Annotated in this window: 11 protein-coding genes; 8 read left to right on the top strand and 3 right to left on the bottom strand. The window is 74.9% G+C overall.

All coding sequences use genetic code 11. The annotated features are described in order from the left end of the window. Nucleotides 1–4: 4 nt before the first annotated feature. Nucleotides 5–907 (top strand): GNAT family N-acetyltransferase, encoded by a 903-nt coding sequence (locus ACFT5B_RS10135; RefSeq protein WP_386797881.1) that lies wholly within the window; start codon nucleotides 5–7, stop codon nucleotides 905–907. A 69-nt stretch (nucleotides 908–976) separates the two neighbouring features. On the opposite strand, the gene ACFT5B_RS10130 is transcribed toward ACFT5B_RS10135, so the two are convergent. Beyond that, a complete protein-coding gene (locus ACFT5B_RS10130; protein WP_386797880.1) occupies nucleotides 977–1,936 on the bottom strand; it encodes a GlxA family transcriptional regulator in 960 nt (319 codons plus the stop codon). Between the two features lie 70 nt (nucleotides 1,937–2,006). Between ACFT5B_RS10130 and ACFT5B_RS10125 the strand changes: the two genes are divergently transcribed. Beyond that, entirely contained in the window at nucleotides 2,007–3,275 is a 1,269-nt protein-coding gene (locus ACFT5B_RS10125; RefSeq protein ID WP_386797879.1) for an MFS transporter, read from the top strand. Here the strand turns inward: ACFT5B_RS10125 and ACFT5B_RS10120 are convergent. After that, a complete protein-coding gene (locus ACFT5B_RS10120; protein ID WP_386797878.1) occupies nucleotides 3,233–4,183 on the bottom strand; it encodes a DNA-formamidopyrimidine glycosylase family protein in 951 nt (316 codons plus the stop codon). The genes ACFT5B_RS10125 and ACFT5B_RS10120 overlap by 43 nt on opposite strands. Before the next feature lie 92 nt (nucleotides 4,184–4,275). On the opposite strand from ACFT5B_RS10120, the gene ACFT5B_RS10115 reads away from it, so the two are divergent. After that, nucleotides 4,276–6,102, top strand: a complete 1,827-nt coding sequence (locus tag ACFT5B_RS10115; RefSeq protein ID WP_386797877.1) for a proline--tRNA ligase — start codon at nucleotides 4,276–4,278, stop codon at nucleotides 6,100–6,102. 104 nt (nucleotides 6,103–6,206) lie between these two features. On the opposite strand, the gene ACFT5B_RS10110 is transcribed toward ACFT5B_RS10115, so the two are convergent. Further along, complete coding sequence (locus tag ACFT5B_RS10110; protein WP_386797876.1) at nucleotides 6,207–7,181, bottom strand: DUF4439 domain-containing protein; 975 nt, start codon at nucleotides 7,179–7,181, stop codon at nucleotides 6,207–6,209. 238 nt (nucleotides 7,182–7,419) lie between these two features. On the opposite strand from ACFT5B_RS10110, the gene rimP reads away from it, so the two are divergent. The 5 genes from rimP (at nucleotide 7,420) to rbfA (ending at nucleotide 12,871) form a co-directional block, all read left to right on the top strand. Continuing rightward, complete coding sequence (rimP, locus tag ACFT5B_RS10105; protein WP_386797875.1) at nucleotides 7,420–7,926, top strand: ribosome maturation factor RimP; 507 nt, start codon at nucleotides 7,420–7,422, stop codon at nucleotides 7,924–7,926. After that, the gene (nusA, locus tag ACFT5B_RS10100) at nucleotides 7,926–8,939 is read left to right on the top strand and encodes a transcription termination factor NusA (protein ID WP_386797874.1); all 1,014 of its coding nucleotides are present in this window, start codon (nucleotides 7,926–7,928) and stop codon (nucleotides 8,937–8,939) included. Before rimP ends, nusA begins: the two co-directional genes overlap by 1 nt. A 50-nt stretch (nucleotides 8,940–8,989) precedes the next feature. After that, nucleotides 8,990–9,319, top strand: a complete 330-nt coding sequence (locus tag ACFT5B_RS10095) for a YlxR family protein (RefSeq protein ID WP_386797873.1) — start codon at nucleotides 8,990–8,992, stop codon at nucleotides 9,317–9,319. A 147-nt stretch (nucleotides 9,320–9,466) separates the two neighbouring features. Continuing rightward, the gene (gene infB, locus ACFT5B_RS10090) at nucleotides 9,467–12,241 is read left to right on the top strand and encodes a translation initiation factor IF-2 (RefSeq protein WP_386797872.1); all 2,775 of its coding nucleotides are present in this window, start codon (nucleotides 9,467–9,469) and stop codon (nucleotides 12,239–12,241) included. Between the two features lie 183 nt (nucleotides 12,242–12,424). Next, nucleotides 12,425–12,871, top strand: coding sequence for a 30S ribosome-binding factor RbfA (gene rbfA / locus ACFT5B_RS10085; protein WP_386797871.1), 447 nt, complete (start codon nucleotides 12,425–12,427; stop codon nucleotides 12,869–12,871). Nucleotides 12,872–12,919: the final 48 nt, after the last annotated feature.

Raw genomic sequence — 12,919 nt, 5'->3', positions numbered from 1 at the left:
GCGCATGGTCCGCCTCTTCGCCCGCGACGACGCGCACGGCCTGCGTGCGGCGCCCGCGCGGGTGATGGGGCGGCACGAGGTCGCCGCAGCGCTCGCGGTGTGCGCCGTCGACCCCGTGACGGCGGCGCTCGCCGCGGCCCGAGTCGCCGACTGGCCCGAGCAGGGCGCGCGCGGCGGCGGCAGCATCTGGGCGTACCCGTCGTCGGGCCCCCCGACGGCGATCTGCTGGTCCGGCGCGAACCTGTTCCCCGTGGTCCCCGAGACCGGCCCCGAGCGGGAGGCCGCGCTCGACGCGTTCGCGGCCGCCGCGAGGCTCGAGGGACGGCGCAGCTCCTCGATCGTCGGGGACGCGGCCGTCGCCCTGGGCCTGTGGGAGCGGCTGGCACCGGTCTGGCCGCGGCCGCGCGAGATCCGCGCCTGCCAGCCGTCCATGGCGATCGCCCGCGACCCCGACGTCGCGCCGGACCCTGCCGTCCGACGCGGGCTGAGCGAGGAGCTCGGCGCGATCCTGCCCGCCTGCGTGCGCATGTTCGTCGAGGAGGTCGGGTACTCGCCCGTCGTGGGCGGCAGCTCCGCCTACGAGCGTCGCGTCCGCCAGCTCATCGCGACCGGGCGGTCCTTCGTCCGGATGGAGCGCGGCGCGGACGAGCGCCCGTTCGTCGCGTTCAAGGCCGAGCTCGGGGCGGTCACGGAGCAGGTGGCCCAGATCCAGGGCGTCTGGGTCGACCCCACCCGGCGTGGGCACCGGCTCTCCGAGAACGGTGTCGCCGCCGTCGTCGTCGCCGCCCGCCGGGACGTCGCGCCCGTCGTCTCGCTGTACGTCAACGACTTCAACGCGCCCGCGATCGCCGCGTACCGGCGGGTCGGGTTCGAGCAGGTCGGGACGCTCGCGACCATCCTGTTCTGAGGCCCGGTCCCGTTCCCGGTTCCCGGGCCCGCCGGCGGTCCGGCCGGGCGCTCGGTGTTCGCGGCCGGCTCAGGCCGCGGCCGTCAGCGAGAACGTCGCGCGGTACTCCGAGGGGCTGACTCCGAGGGCGCGCCGCAGGTGCAGGCGCAGGTTCGCCGGGGTGCCGAGGCCCGCGGCCCGGGCCACGCGGTCCACGCCCCAGTCGGTGGTCTCGAGGAGCTCGCAGGCGCGGTCGACCCGAGCCGTCGAGAGCCAGCGGAGCGGGGGGAGCCCGGTCTCGGCGACGAAGACCCGCGCGAGCGTACGGACGGACACGTGCGCGTGACGGGCGAGGTCCGCGAGCGTGAGGGGCTCGTCGAGCCGCTGGAGGGCCCAGGCCCGCGTGGACGCGAGCGCGTCCTGGCGCGACGGCTCGTCGGAGCGCACCACGAACTGCGCCTGGCCGCCGTCCCGGTGCGGCGCGGCCACGAGGGCCCGCGCGACCTCGTTCGCCGCGGCGGCGCCGTGGTCCGTGCGCACGAGCTGGAGGCAGGCGTCGATGCCCGACGCGACGCCCGCCGAGGTCAGCACGTCGCCCTCGTCGACGTAGAGGACGTCGGGGTCGACCGTCACGCGCGGGTAGCGGCGCGCGAGCAGGGCCGTGTACTGCCAGTGGGTGGTCGCGGCTCGGCCGTCGAGGAGCCCGGCCTGGGCGAGGGCGAACGCGCCGACGCAGATCGAGACGAGACGCGCGCCCCGCTCGTGGGCTGCGACGAGCGCGTCGAGCACGTCCGCCGGCAGCGGCCGGTCGACGTCGTGGAACGCCGGCACGACGACGGTGTCGGCGCGCTCGAGCGCCTCCAGGCCGGTGCCGGCGTGCACGGGGAAGCCGCCCGTCGTCGGGACGGGACCGGGCCGCTCGCCGCAGAGCTCGACGTCGTACGGGTAGCGCCGCCGCTGCAGCACCTGGAACGGGATGCCCACCTCCATCGGGAGCGCGTCCGCGAGGGCGAGGACCGCGACACGGTGGGAGGCGTCGAGAGGAGCCATGGCAGAAACCTAACACAGAGCGGCATTCCTGCCTCTCGTGCCGGCTCGCCCGCTTCGCGACGCTTGCCTGGTGACCACGACCAGCACGACAGCCCCGACCTCCGCGCCGCCTGCCTCCCACGCTGCCGCGACCGTGCGCCGCCTCGTCACCGCGCAGGGCCTCGCCGTCCTCGGGACGACCGTCGACCTGACGCTCACGGGCGTCGTCGGCGCGCGGCTCGCACCCACCCGGCTGCTCGCGACCGTCCCGTTCAGCCTGATCCCCGTCGCGGCGGCGGTCGCGACCTTCGTGTGGTCGCGCGCGATCGGGCGCCGCGGCTACGGCCGCGCCTTCGTCGTCGCCCCCGTGTTTGCCGTCGCGGCGGGCCTCGTCTCGGCGCTCGCGGTCCGGCTCGACCTGTTCTGGCTGTTCTGCGTCGGGACGGCGCTCGTCGGGGTGTACCAGGCCGGCACCGGCTACTACCGCTACGCGGCCGCCGACGCGGTGCCCGGCGCGCGCGCCCGGGCCGTGAGCACGGTCCTCGCGGGCGGCCTGGCGGCGGCCCTCGTCGGACCGTTCGTGGCGACCGCGCTCGCGCACGCCACCGCGACCCCGTACGTGGCCTCCTACCTGCTCGTCGCCGCGGCGGGCCTCGCGGCCCTGGGCTGGAACGTGCTCCTGCCCCGGCGGCTGGCGGACCTCGGCCGCGCCCCGTCCGCCACCGCGCCGCCGGGAGGCGCACCGGCGGACGGCGCCCGGCCCGCCGCGGCGCTGTGGCGCCAGCCCGTCCTGCTCGGCGGGGTGGGGGCCGCTTCGCTCGCGGCCTTCGCGATGATGTCGATGATGACCGCCGGCCCGCTCGCCGGGACCGACACGGGTCACAGCGCCGGCCAGGCGGCGCTCGCGGTCCAGCTCCACATGGTCGGCATGTACGCGCCGGGGTTCGTCGTCGCCCGGTGGATCGGCCGGTTCGGCGAGCGGCGCGTCGCGCTCCTCGGCACCGCGGTCATCGTGGTCGCGGGCACGGCTGCCGTCGTGAGCCCGTCGATGCCGGCGTTCGTGCTCGCGATGGCCGCGGTGGGCGTCGGCTGGAACCTGGCCTTCAGCGGCGGGAGCGCGATGGTCGCGGCGTCGTACCGGCCCGTGGAGCGCGGGCGGGTCCAACCGGTCGCCGAGGTCATGACGACGGCGGCGCAGGTCGCTGGAGCGCTCAGTGCCGGGGCCCTGGCGACGGCGGCGGGATGGCCTGCCCTCGGCGGCGGCGTGGCGCTCGGGTCCCTGGCCGTGGGCGCGGCGCTGGCATGGTCGGGGCGTCGTCAGCGCAGGAGGCGGGACATGCGGCGGTCCGCGAGCACCTGACCCCCGGTCTGGCAGGTCGGGCAGTACTGCAGCGACCGGTCCGCGAAGGACACCTCGTGGACCGTGTCGCCGCACGGCACGCCGTCCCAGCCCGGGCACGGCTCGCCCGTCCGGCCGTGCACGCGCATGCCGCGGCGCTTGGCGTCCTTGAGCTCGGCCGCCGGCCTGCCCGACGACGCGGTCACGGCCTCGTGCAGCACGTCCCGGATCGCGGCGTGCAGGGCGACGACGTCGTCGGACGGCGTCCCGGGGGAGGCGCCGGACGGCGCGGCATAGGTCTTGGTGAGGCGGAACGGGCTCGTCCGGGCGACGAGCAGGATCTCGTCCGAGTACGCGTTCCCGATGCCGGCGATCGCGCCCTGGTCACGCAGCAGCCCCTTGACCTGCTGGTTCTTCCCGGCCAGGAGCGCGGCCAGGACCTCGGGCGTGAACGCGTCGGACATCGGCTCGACGCCGAGGGACGCGATCTGGGGCACGTCGTCCGGGTCGGCCACGACGTAGACCGCGAGCCGCTTGCGCGTGCCCGCCTCCGTGAGGTCGAATCCGGCGCCGTCGTCGAACCGCACGCGCAGCGCGAGGGTGGGACGGTTGCCGCCGCCCCCGCCCGCGCGCGGACGGACCGGCGTCGTCGGCGCCTTCTCGGACCAGCGCAGCCACCCGCCGCGGGCCAGGTGGAACACGAGGTGCAGCGGTTCTGCTTCAGGCTCGTCGGGGGCGGCGGCCCTCACGTCGAGCCACTTCCCGTGCCGGACGACGTCCGTGACGCGGCGTCCGACGAGCGCGTCGAGCGGCGGCGCGTACGTCTTGAGCGCCGAGATCTGGCCCAGCTCGGCGGACGCGATCAGGTGGCCGCTCGTCCGCTCCCGCAGGAACCCGACGAGCGCCTCGACCTCGGGCAGCTCCGGCATGAGTCCGATCATGCCCCGGACCCGCTGACGTCGCCCGGCACCGCGCTGCGGGACGCGCGGGCGGGCGCCGGGCCGCCGGTAGGCTGTGCCGCATGTCGCACGACCTGACCTCCTCGTCCCCTGCCGTCCTGCGGATGTCCACGCTCTTCGTCCGGACCCTGCGCGAGGACCCGGTGGACGCCGAGGTCGCGAGCCACAAGCTGCTCGTCCGCGCGGGCTACATCCGGCGGGCCGCACCGGGCATCTACACGTGGCTCCCGCTGGGCCTGCGCGTGCTCGCGAAGGTCGAGGGCGTCGTCCGCGAGGAGATGCAGGCGTCGGGCGCGCAGGAGGTGCACTTCCCCGCGCTGCTGCCGCGCGAGCCCTACGAGGCGACGGGCCGCTGGACCGAGTACGGCCAGGGCCTGTTCCGGCTCAAGGACCGCAAGGAGGCCGACTACCTGCTCGCGCCCACGCACGAGGAGATGTTCACGCTCCTCGTCAAGGACCTGTACTCGTCGTACAAGGACCTGCCGCTCACGCTCTTCCAGATCCAGACGAAGTACCGCGACGAGGCCCGGCCGCGTGCCGGCCTGATCCGCGGGCGCGAGTTCATCATGAAGGACGCGTACTCGTTCGACGTCGACGACGCCGGGCTCGACGCGTCCTACGCCGCGCAGCGCGCCGCGTACCAGCGGATCTTCGAGCGACTCGGGCTCGAGTACGTGATCGTCGCCGCGACCAGCGGCGCGATGGGCGGGTCGCGGTCCGAGGAGTTCCTCACGCCGACGCCCATCGGCGAGGACACGTTCGTGCGCTCGGCCGACGGCTACGCCGCGAACGTGGAGGCCGTCGTCACCCCGGTCCCCGACGCGATCCCGTTCGACGACGCCCCCGCGGCGCACGTCGAGGACACGCCCGACACCCCGACCATCGACTCTCTCGTCGCCCTGGCCAACGAGCGCTACCCGCGCCCCGATCGCGCCTGGACCGCCGCTGACACCCTGAAGAACGTCGTCCTCGCGGCGACGCACCCGGACGGTCGGCGTGAGGTGCTCGTCGTCGGGCTCCCGGGCGACCGCGAGGTCGACATGAAGCGGCTCGGCGCCTCGCTCGAGCCGGCCGAGGTCGAGCCCGCTGGCGACGGCGACTTCGCCGCGCACCCCGAGCTCGTCAAGGGCTACATCGGCCCGGGCGCGCTCGGCCCGCAGGGCGCGCAGCGCACGCTCGAGGACGGCACGACCGTCTCTGCGGTCCGCTACCTCCTCGACCCGCGCATCGTGCCGGGGACCCGCTGGATCACCGGCGCGGACCAGCCCGGCCGACACGTGTTCGACCTGGTCGCGGGCCGCGACTTCGCCGCCGACGGGACCATCGAGGCCGCCGAGGTCCGCGCGGGCGACGAGGCGCCCGACGGCTCGGGCCCGCTCGAGCTCGCGCGCGGCATCGAGATCGGCCACATCTTCCAGCTCGGCCGCAAGTACGCGCAGGCCCTCGGCCTCACCGTGCTCGACCAGAACGGCAAGCAGGTCGTCGTCACGATGGGCTCGTACGGCGTGGGCGTGACCCGCGTGATGGCGTCGCTCGCCGAGGCGAACCACGACGACAAGGGCCTCGCGTGGCCCGCGCACGTCGCGCCCGCGCACGTCCACCTCGTCGCGGCCGGCAAGGGCCAGGACGTGTTCGACGCGGCCGACGCGATCGCGACCGGCCTCGCCGCGCGCGGCGTCGAGGTGCTCTACGACGACCGCCCCAAGGCGTCGCCCGGTGTGAAGTTCGCCGACGCCGAGCTCATCGGCGTGCCCGTCGTCGTCGTCGTGGGTCGCGGGCTCGCCGACGGCGTCGTCGAGGTGCGCGGGCGCGCGGGCGACGACGCGGAGCAGGTGCCCGTGACGGACGCCGTCGAGCGCGTGGCCGCGCGAGTCGCCGCCCTCCTCTGACGTCCCCGGACGACGGATACCTCCGCGAGGTACCCGTCGCGGAGGACTGCTTCGCGAGGTAGTACGGCCGCCGTACTACCTCGCGAGGTATGCCGGCCGCCGTACTACTTCGGGGTGCCTCCAGGCAGCGCGGTGATCGGCGCGCCCGCGTCGACCGCGGCGCGGGCGGCGTCGGACAGGAGGTCGGCGACCTGGGTGCGCCCCTTCGGGTCGAGCGTGTCGAGCAGCGCCGCGTACGACGTGACCAGGCGCGACTCGACCGTCCGCGCCACGGCCTCGGCCGGCACGGCGTAGGCGGTGCGCCGCGGGTCGCCGTCGGTGCCGGAGATCCCGGTGGCGTCGGCCCAGTCCTGGGCGCGCGTGCGGTGCTGAGCGGCCCGTGCGGCCGCGGTGGTACGGGTGGTCCCGTGCGAGCGCGCGGCCACCACCTCGAGCAGGTAGCCGGCCGCGTCCTCGTTCTCGACGACGGTCGCGGCCGTGCCCGCGTGCGCCCCGGCGGGCAGCGTCGCCGGGACCGCGACCCGCACGGCCTTCGGCGCCGCGACCTCGACGTGCGCCGCGGCGGCGAGCGCGCGCGCGTCGAGCGCCTGGGACGTGCTCACCTGCGCGACCAGTCGTGCGAGGTGGGGGTCGGGGGCGTCGGCCAGGCGGGCGCGGCCCGCCGTGGACGCGCTCGTCAAGCGGTTCGCGACGGCGCCCGCGGTGGCCGCGGACGCGGCAGCGGTCGTGGGGGTGGCAGCGGGGCTCGTCGTGGGGGGCGGACCGGTGTAGACGCCGCCGAGCGCCGCGAGCTGGGTCCCCGCGTGCTTGACGACGGCGCGCAGCCGCGCGCCCGTCGCGCCGGCGCTGCCGCCGTCCGTGAGCGCACGCTCCGCGAGGTCACGCACGGCGACGACGTCCGCGACGGTCGCGGCCCGGACGGCCTCGTCCGCGGTCGGGGTCAGCGGAGCCGGGGGAGCGGACTCGAGCCGGACGCCGCAGCCCGACAGGACGAGGGCGAGCACGACGGACGCCGCCGCACCGAGCAGGGCGGCGGGCCGGCGGGGCAGGGGCCGGGCGGGCGCGGGGTGGGGGCTCATCGCGCCCGATGATCCCATGACCGCGGGCCGTCCGTGGCCTCGGACGCGCTGCCGCGCGCACCGTGCGCCGCGCCACCCGCGGGGCGTCGGGACGCCGATGCCCTGGCGAGTCGGTAGTCTTGACCCGCACAACAGCACACCGGTCGAGACGATCTCGATCGCTGCCCGGCGCACCCGGCTCGCGGTCCTCAGAAGCTCGCGTCCCGCAGGTGGGCCGTGAGAACCGACAGGAGAAGCAATGCCCAGGCAGCAACCGGCGGACACGCTCCGCGAGGTCGTCGCGCCGGTGGTCGAAGGCGCGGGTCTGTACCTCGAGGACGTCGTCGTGTCCCGCGCCGGCAGCCGCTCGGTCGTCCGCGTCACGCTCGACCTGCCCGAGGACGTCCTCGGCAGCCTCGACCTCGACGCCGTCGCCGACGTCTCCCGCGAGGTCTCGGAAGCGCTCGACGCGGCGTCCGACGTCCTGCCCGGGCAGTACACGCTCGAGGTCTCGACGCCCGGGACCTCGAGGCCGCTCACCGAGCCCCGGCACTTCAAGCGGGCGCGCGGGCGGCGCGTGAGCCTCGCCCTGCGCGACGGCCGCACCTACGAGGGCCGGCTGGCCGAGGTCGAGGGCGACGAGCTCGTCCTGACGGAGGTCCCGGCCGGGCAGCCCGAGCGGGTCGACCGCTCGGCCGTCGCCCGCGGCAGCATCGAGGTCGAGCTGTCACGGTCCGCCGAAACCACCGACGACGAGGAGGCCTGATGGACATCGACATGAGCGCTCTGCGCGCGATCGAGCGCGAGCGGGACATCAGCCTGGACGTCCTCGTGGGCGCGATCGAGCAGGCGCTGCTCTCCGCCTACCACCGCAGCACGGGCGCACAGCCGCACGCCCGCGTCGAGCTCGACCGCACGTCGGGCCGCGCAGCGGTCTGGGCGCGCGAGGAGATCGTGGACGAGGACGGGGTCCGCAGCTTCGGCCCCGAGTTCGACGACACGCCCGCCGACTTCGGCCGGATCGCCACCGCGACCGCGCGCCAGGTGATCGTCCAGCGTCTGCGTGACGCCGAGGACGACGCCATCCTGGGGCAGTTCCGCGGCAAGGAGGGCGAGGTCATCGCCGGCGTCATCCAGCAGGGCCGCGACCCGCGCGTCGTGCTGGTGGAGGTCGGGGGCGTCGAGGCGGTCCTGCCGCCCCACGAGCAGGTGCCGACCGAGGAGTACGTCCACGGCGAGCGGCTGCGCGCGTACGTGCTCGAGGTGACGCGCGGAATGAAGGGCCCGCAGATCACGTTGAGCCGGACGCACCCCAACCTCGTGCGCAAGCTCTTCGAGCTCGAGGTGCCCGAGGTCGCGGACGGCTCGGTCGAGATCGTGGCGCTCGCCCGCGAGGCGGGGCACCGGTCCAAGATGGCGGTCCGCTCGACGGTCTCGGGGCTCAACGCCAAGGGCGCCTGCATCGGCCCCATGGGGGCCCGGGTGCGGGCCGTCATGGCGGAGCTCCACGGCGAGAAGATCGACATCGTGGACTACAGCCCGGACCCGGCGCGCTTCGTCGGGAGCGCGCTGTCGCCCGCGAGCGTCAACCAGGTCACGATCGTCGACGAGACCACGCGCTCCGCGCGCGTCGTCGTGCCGGACTACCAGCTCTCGCTGGCCATCGGCAAGGAGGGCCAGAACGCCCGCCTCGCCGCGAAGCTCACGGGCTGGCGGATCGACATCCGGTCCGACGAGGGCGCGCCGGACGCCGCCGCGCCCCGCCCGACGGCGGGGTGACCCGGGGCCGACGGGGTAAGATGTCCGACAACGGGTCTCAGGCCCGGCCGATGTCGCACGTCCTCCCCGCACCCTCAGGTGACCGCGAGCCCGAACGGGCTCCGGTGCGGACGTGCGTCGGCTGCCGGTCCCGCGACCTTCGGTCCGACCTCGTGCGCCTCGTGGCGCGGACGGACGACGGCCCGACGGGCGCCACCACGGTGGTGCTCGTGGTGGACGACGGACGCTCGCTCCCGGGGCGTGGCGCGTGGCTGCACCCGCGGATGCGCTGCCTGGAGCTGGCCGAACGCCGCCACGCGTTCACGCGGGCGCTGCGACTGCGCAGCGTCCCCGACGCGAGCGGGGTCCGCCGGTTCCTCGTCGGCCTCGGCACCGAGTGACGACCACGTGCGCCAGCACGACATGCCAGACACGTCTATCAGGAAGCGGGTCAGAAACACATGGGCACGCGATGAGCACCCTGCGATGAGCACCCCTCAGCACTAACGACGGTCCTCCCTGTCCGGGCGGGCCGAGACAGGAGAGTTGTGGCCAAGGTCCGCGTCTACGAGCTCGCCAAGGAGCTCGGTGTCGAGAGCAAGACGATCATGACGAAGCTCACCGAGCTCGGTGAGTTCGTCCGGTCGGCGTCCTCGACGATCGAACCACCCGTCGTGCGCAAGCTGCGCGACGCCTTCCCCGCCGGTGCAGGTGCCGGCGCGCCCGCCGCCGGTGGCGGCGCGGCGAAGCCCGCGGCGGCGAAGCCTGCCGCCCCGCGCCCGGCCGCCCCGAAGGCGCCGGCTGCGGAGGAGACCCCCGCACCCGCCACCGAGCGTCCGGCACCGCGCCAGTCCGCGCCGACGCCCGGCCCGAAGCCCGCAGCCGCCCCCAAGCCGGCTGCCGGCAACGAGTCGCCCGCCCCGCGTCCCGGCGCCCCGCGCCCGGGTGGCGCCGCGCCGCGACCCGGCAACAACCCGTTCGCGTCCAGCCAGGGCATGCCCCGGCCGCGCCCGGGCAACAACCCGTTCGCGTCGCAGCAGGGGATGCCCCGCCCGCAGGCGCGTCCCGACCGTGGTGAGGGCTCGGGCGAGCGCTCCGGCGGTCCGCGTCCCGCGGCGCCTCGCCCCGGCGGCGCACCTCGCCCCGGCGGCGCCGCTCCGCGTCCCGGTGGCCCCCGCCCGAACCCCGGCATGATGCCGGGTCGCACGTCGCTCGGCCGGCCCGGCGCCGGCCAGGGCGCCGGCGGCGGTGGCGGTCGTCCCGGTGGCGGCGGCGGTCGCGGCGGCTTCGGTGGCGGCGGTGCCGGTGGCGCCGCACGTCCCGGTGGTGGCGGCGGCTTCGGCGGCCGTCCCGGCGGCGGTGGCCGCGGTGGCGCCGGTCGTGGCAGCACGCAGGGCGCCTTCGGGCGCGCCGGTGGCCGCCCCGTGCGCGGACGGAAGTCGAAGCGCGCGAAGCGCCAGGAGTTCGAGCAGATGCAGGCGCCGTCGCTCGGCGGCGTCACCGTCCCCCGCGGGGACGGCTCGACCGTCGTGCGGCTGCGCCGCGGCGCGAGCCTGTCCGACTTCGCGGACAAGATCGACGCGAACCCCGCGAGCCTCGTGACCGTCCTCTTCCACCTCGGTGAGATGGCGACCGCCACGCAGTCGCTCGACGAGGACACCTTCGGCACCCTGGGCGCCGAGCTCGGCTACGTCATCGAGATGGTGTCGGCAGAGGACGAGGACCGCGAGCTCCTCGGGGCGTTCGACATCGACCTCGAGGGCGAGCTGGAGGCCGAGGGCGACGACGTGCTCGAGCCGCGTCCCCCGGTCGTCACCGTCATGGGCCACGTCGACCACGGAAAGACCAAGCTCCTCGACGCCGTCCGGTCCTCGGACGTCGTCGCGGGCGAGGCCGGCGGGATCACCCAGCACATCGGTGCCTACCAGGTGCACCACGAGCACGAGGGCGTCGACCGGGCGATCACGTTCATCGACACCCCGGGTCACGAGGCGTTCACCGCCATGCGTGCCCGTGGTGCCCAGGTCACCGACATCGCGATCCTCGTGGTCGCGGCCGACGACGGCGTGATGCCGCAGACGGTCGAGGCGCTCAACCACGCCCAGGCCGCGGGCGTCCCGATCGTGGTCGCGGTGAACAAGATCGACAAGGAGGGGGCGAACCCCGCCAAGATCCGCCAGCAGCTCACCGAGTACAACCTGGTGGCCGAGGAGTACGGCGGCGACACCATGTTCGTCGACGTGTCCGCCAAGAACGACATCGGCATCCAGGACCTCCTGGACGCCGTGCTGCTCACCGCGGACGCCGCCCTCGACCTGCGCGCCAACCCCGACAAGGACGCGCGCGGCGTCGCCATCGAGGCCAACCTCGACAAGGGCCGCGGCTCCGTCGCGACCGTCCTCGTGCAGTCCGGCACCCTCGCCGTCGGCGACTCGATCGTCGCGGGCACGGCCCACGGCCGCGTCCGTGCGATGTTCGACGAGCACGGCGAGAACCTCGACGTGGCGCTCCCGTCGCGTCCGGTCCAGGTGCTCGGCCTGACCTCGGTGCCCCGCGCCGGCGACACGTTCATCGTGGCGCCCGACGACCGCACCGCGCGTCAGATCGCCGAGAAGCGCGAGGCCGCCGAGCGTGCCGCGACGCTGGCCAAGCGCCGCAAGCGCATCAGCCTCGAGGACTTCACGCAGGCGCTCGAGCAGGGCAAGGTCGAGACCCTCAACCTCGTCCTCAAGGGCGACGTGTCCGGTGCCGTCGAGGCCCTCGAGGACGCGCTGCTCAAGATCGACGTCGGCGACGAGGTCGAGCTGCGCATCATCCACCGCGGCGTCGGTGCGATCACGCAGAACGACGTCAACCTGGCGACCGTGGACAACGCGATCATCATCGGCTTCAACGTCAAGCCCGCGGACCGTGTCCGCGACCTGGCCGACCGCGAAGGCGTGGACATCCGCTACTACACGGTCATCTACCAGGCGATCGACGACGTCGAGGCCGCGCTCAAGGGCATGCTCAAGCCCGAGTACGAGGAGGTCCAGCTCGGGACCGCGGAGATCCGCGAGATCTTCCGCTCGTCCAAGGCCGGCAACATCGCGGGAACGATCGTCCGCTCGGGCGTCATCACGCGAAACTCCAAGGCTCGTGTGCTGCGCGGCGGTGTCGTCGTGGGGGACAACCTCACCATCGACTCGCTCAAGCGGTTCAAGGACGACGCCACCGAGGTCCGCGAGGGCTACGAGTGCGGTATCGGGCTCGGGTCGTTCAACGACATCCAGCTCGAGGACGTCATCGAGACCTTCGAGATGCGGGAGAAGCCGCGTTCGTGATCTCTTGCTGAGGTGACGTTCGTCGTCGCCTCCGCCCTGCCCGTCCGGGAGAGGGGTGGCGTCCCCGCCACCCCTCTCCCTCCCGGGCAGGGCTCTGTTCGTTCTGTCACCATGGCGCGAGCGTCTCGTTCGCGGGCTTGGGTGGACCAAGGGGCCGCTTCGCGGCCCCGGAGATGAGGGTTGATGGCTGAGAGTGTGCGGGCCAGGAAGCTGGCCGAGCGGATCCAGCAGGTCGTCGCGACCATGCTGGACCGGCGGATCAAGGACCCGCGGCTCGGGTACGTCACGGTGACCGACGTGCGCGTGACCGGCGACCTGCAGAACGCCACCGTGTTCTACACGGTGCGCGGCACCGACGAGGAGCGGGCCGGGACGGCCGCGGCGCTCGAGAGCGCCAAGGGCCTCATCCGGTCCGAGGTCGGCAAGCAGACGGGGATCCGGCTCACGCCCACGCTCGAGTTCCAGCTCGACGCGATCCCCGAGAACGCCGCCCACCTCGAGGACGCCCTGCGCGCCGCCCGCGAGCGGGACGCCGAGCTCGCCGAGCTCCGCGAGGGCAAGGCCTTCGCCGGTGACGCCGACCCCTACAAGCGTCCCGACGAGGACGACGAGGAGGCCGACGAGGCCTGAGCGAGCCGGCGCTCGCCCGTCTCGAAGGGGCCCGTTCCGCTGCTGCGG

Source organism: Luteimicrobium sp. NPDC057192 (genome assembly GCF_042670205.1).
Lineage (GTDB): Bacteria > Actinomycetota > Actinomycetes > Actinomycetales > Cellulomonadaceae > Luteimicrobium.
This window is presented reverse-complemented; position numbering and strand designations above follow the sequence as displayed.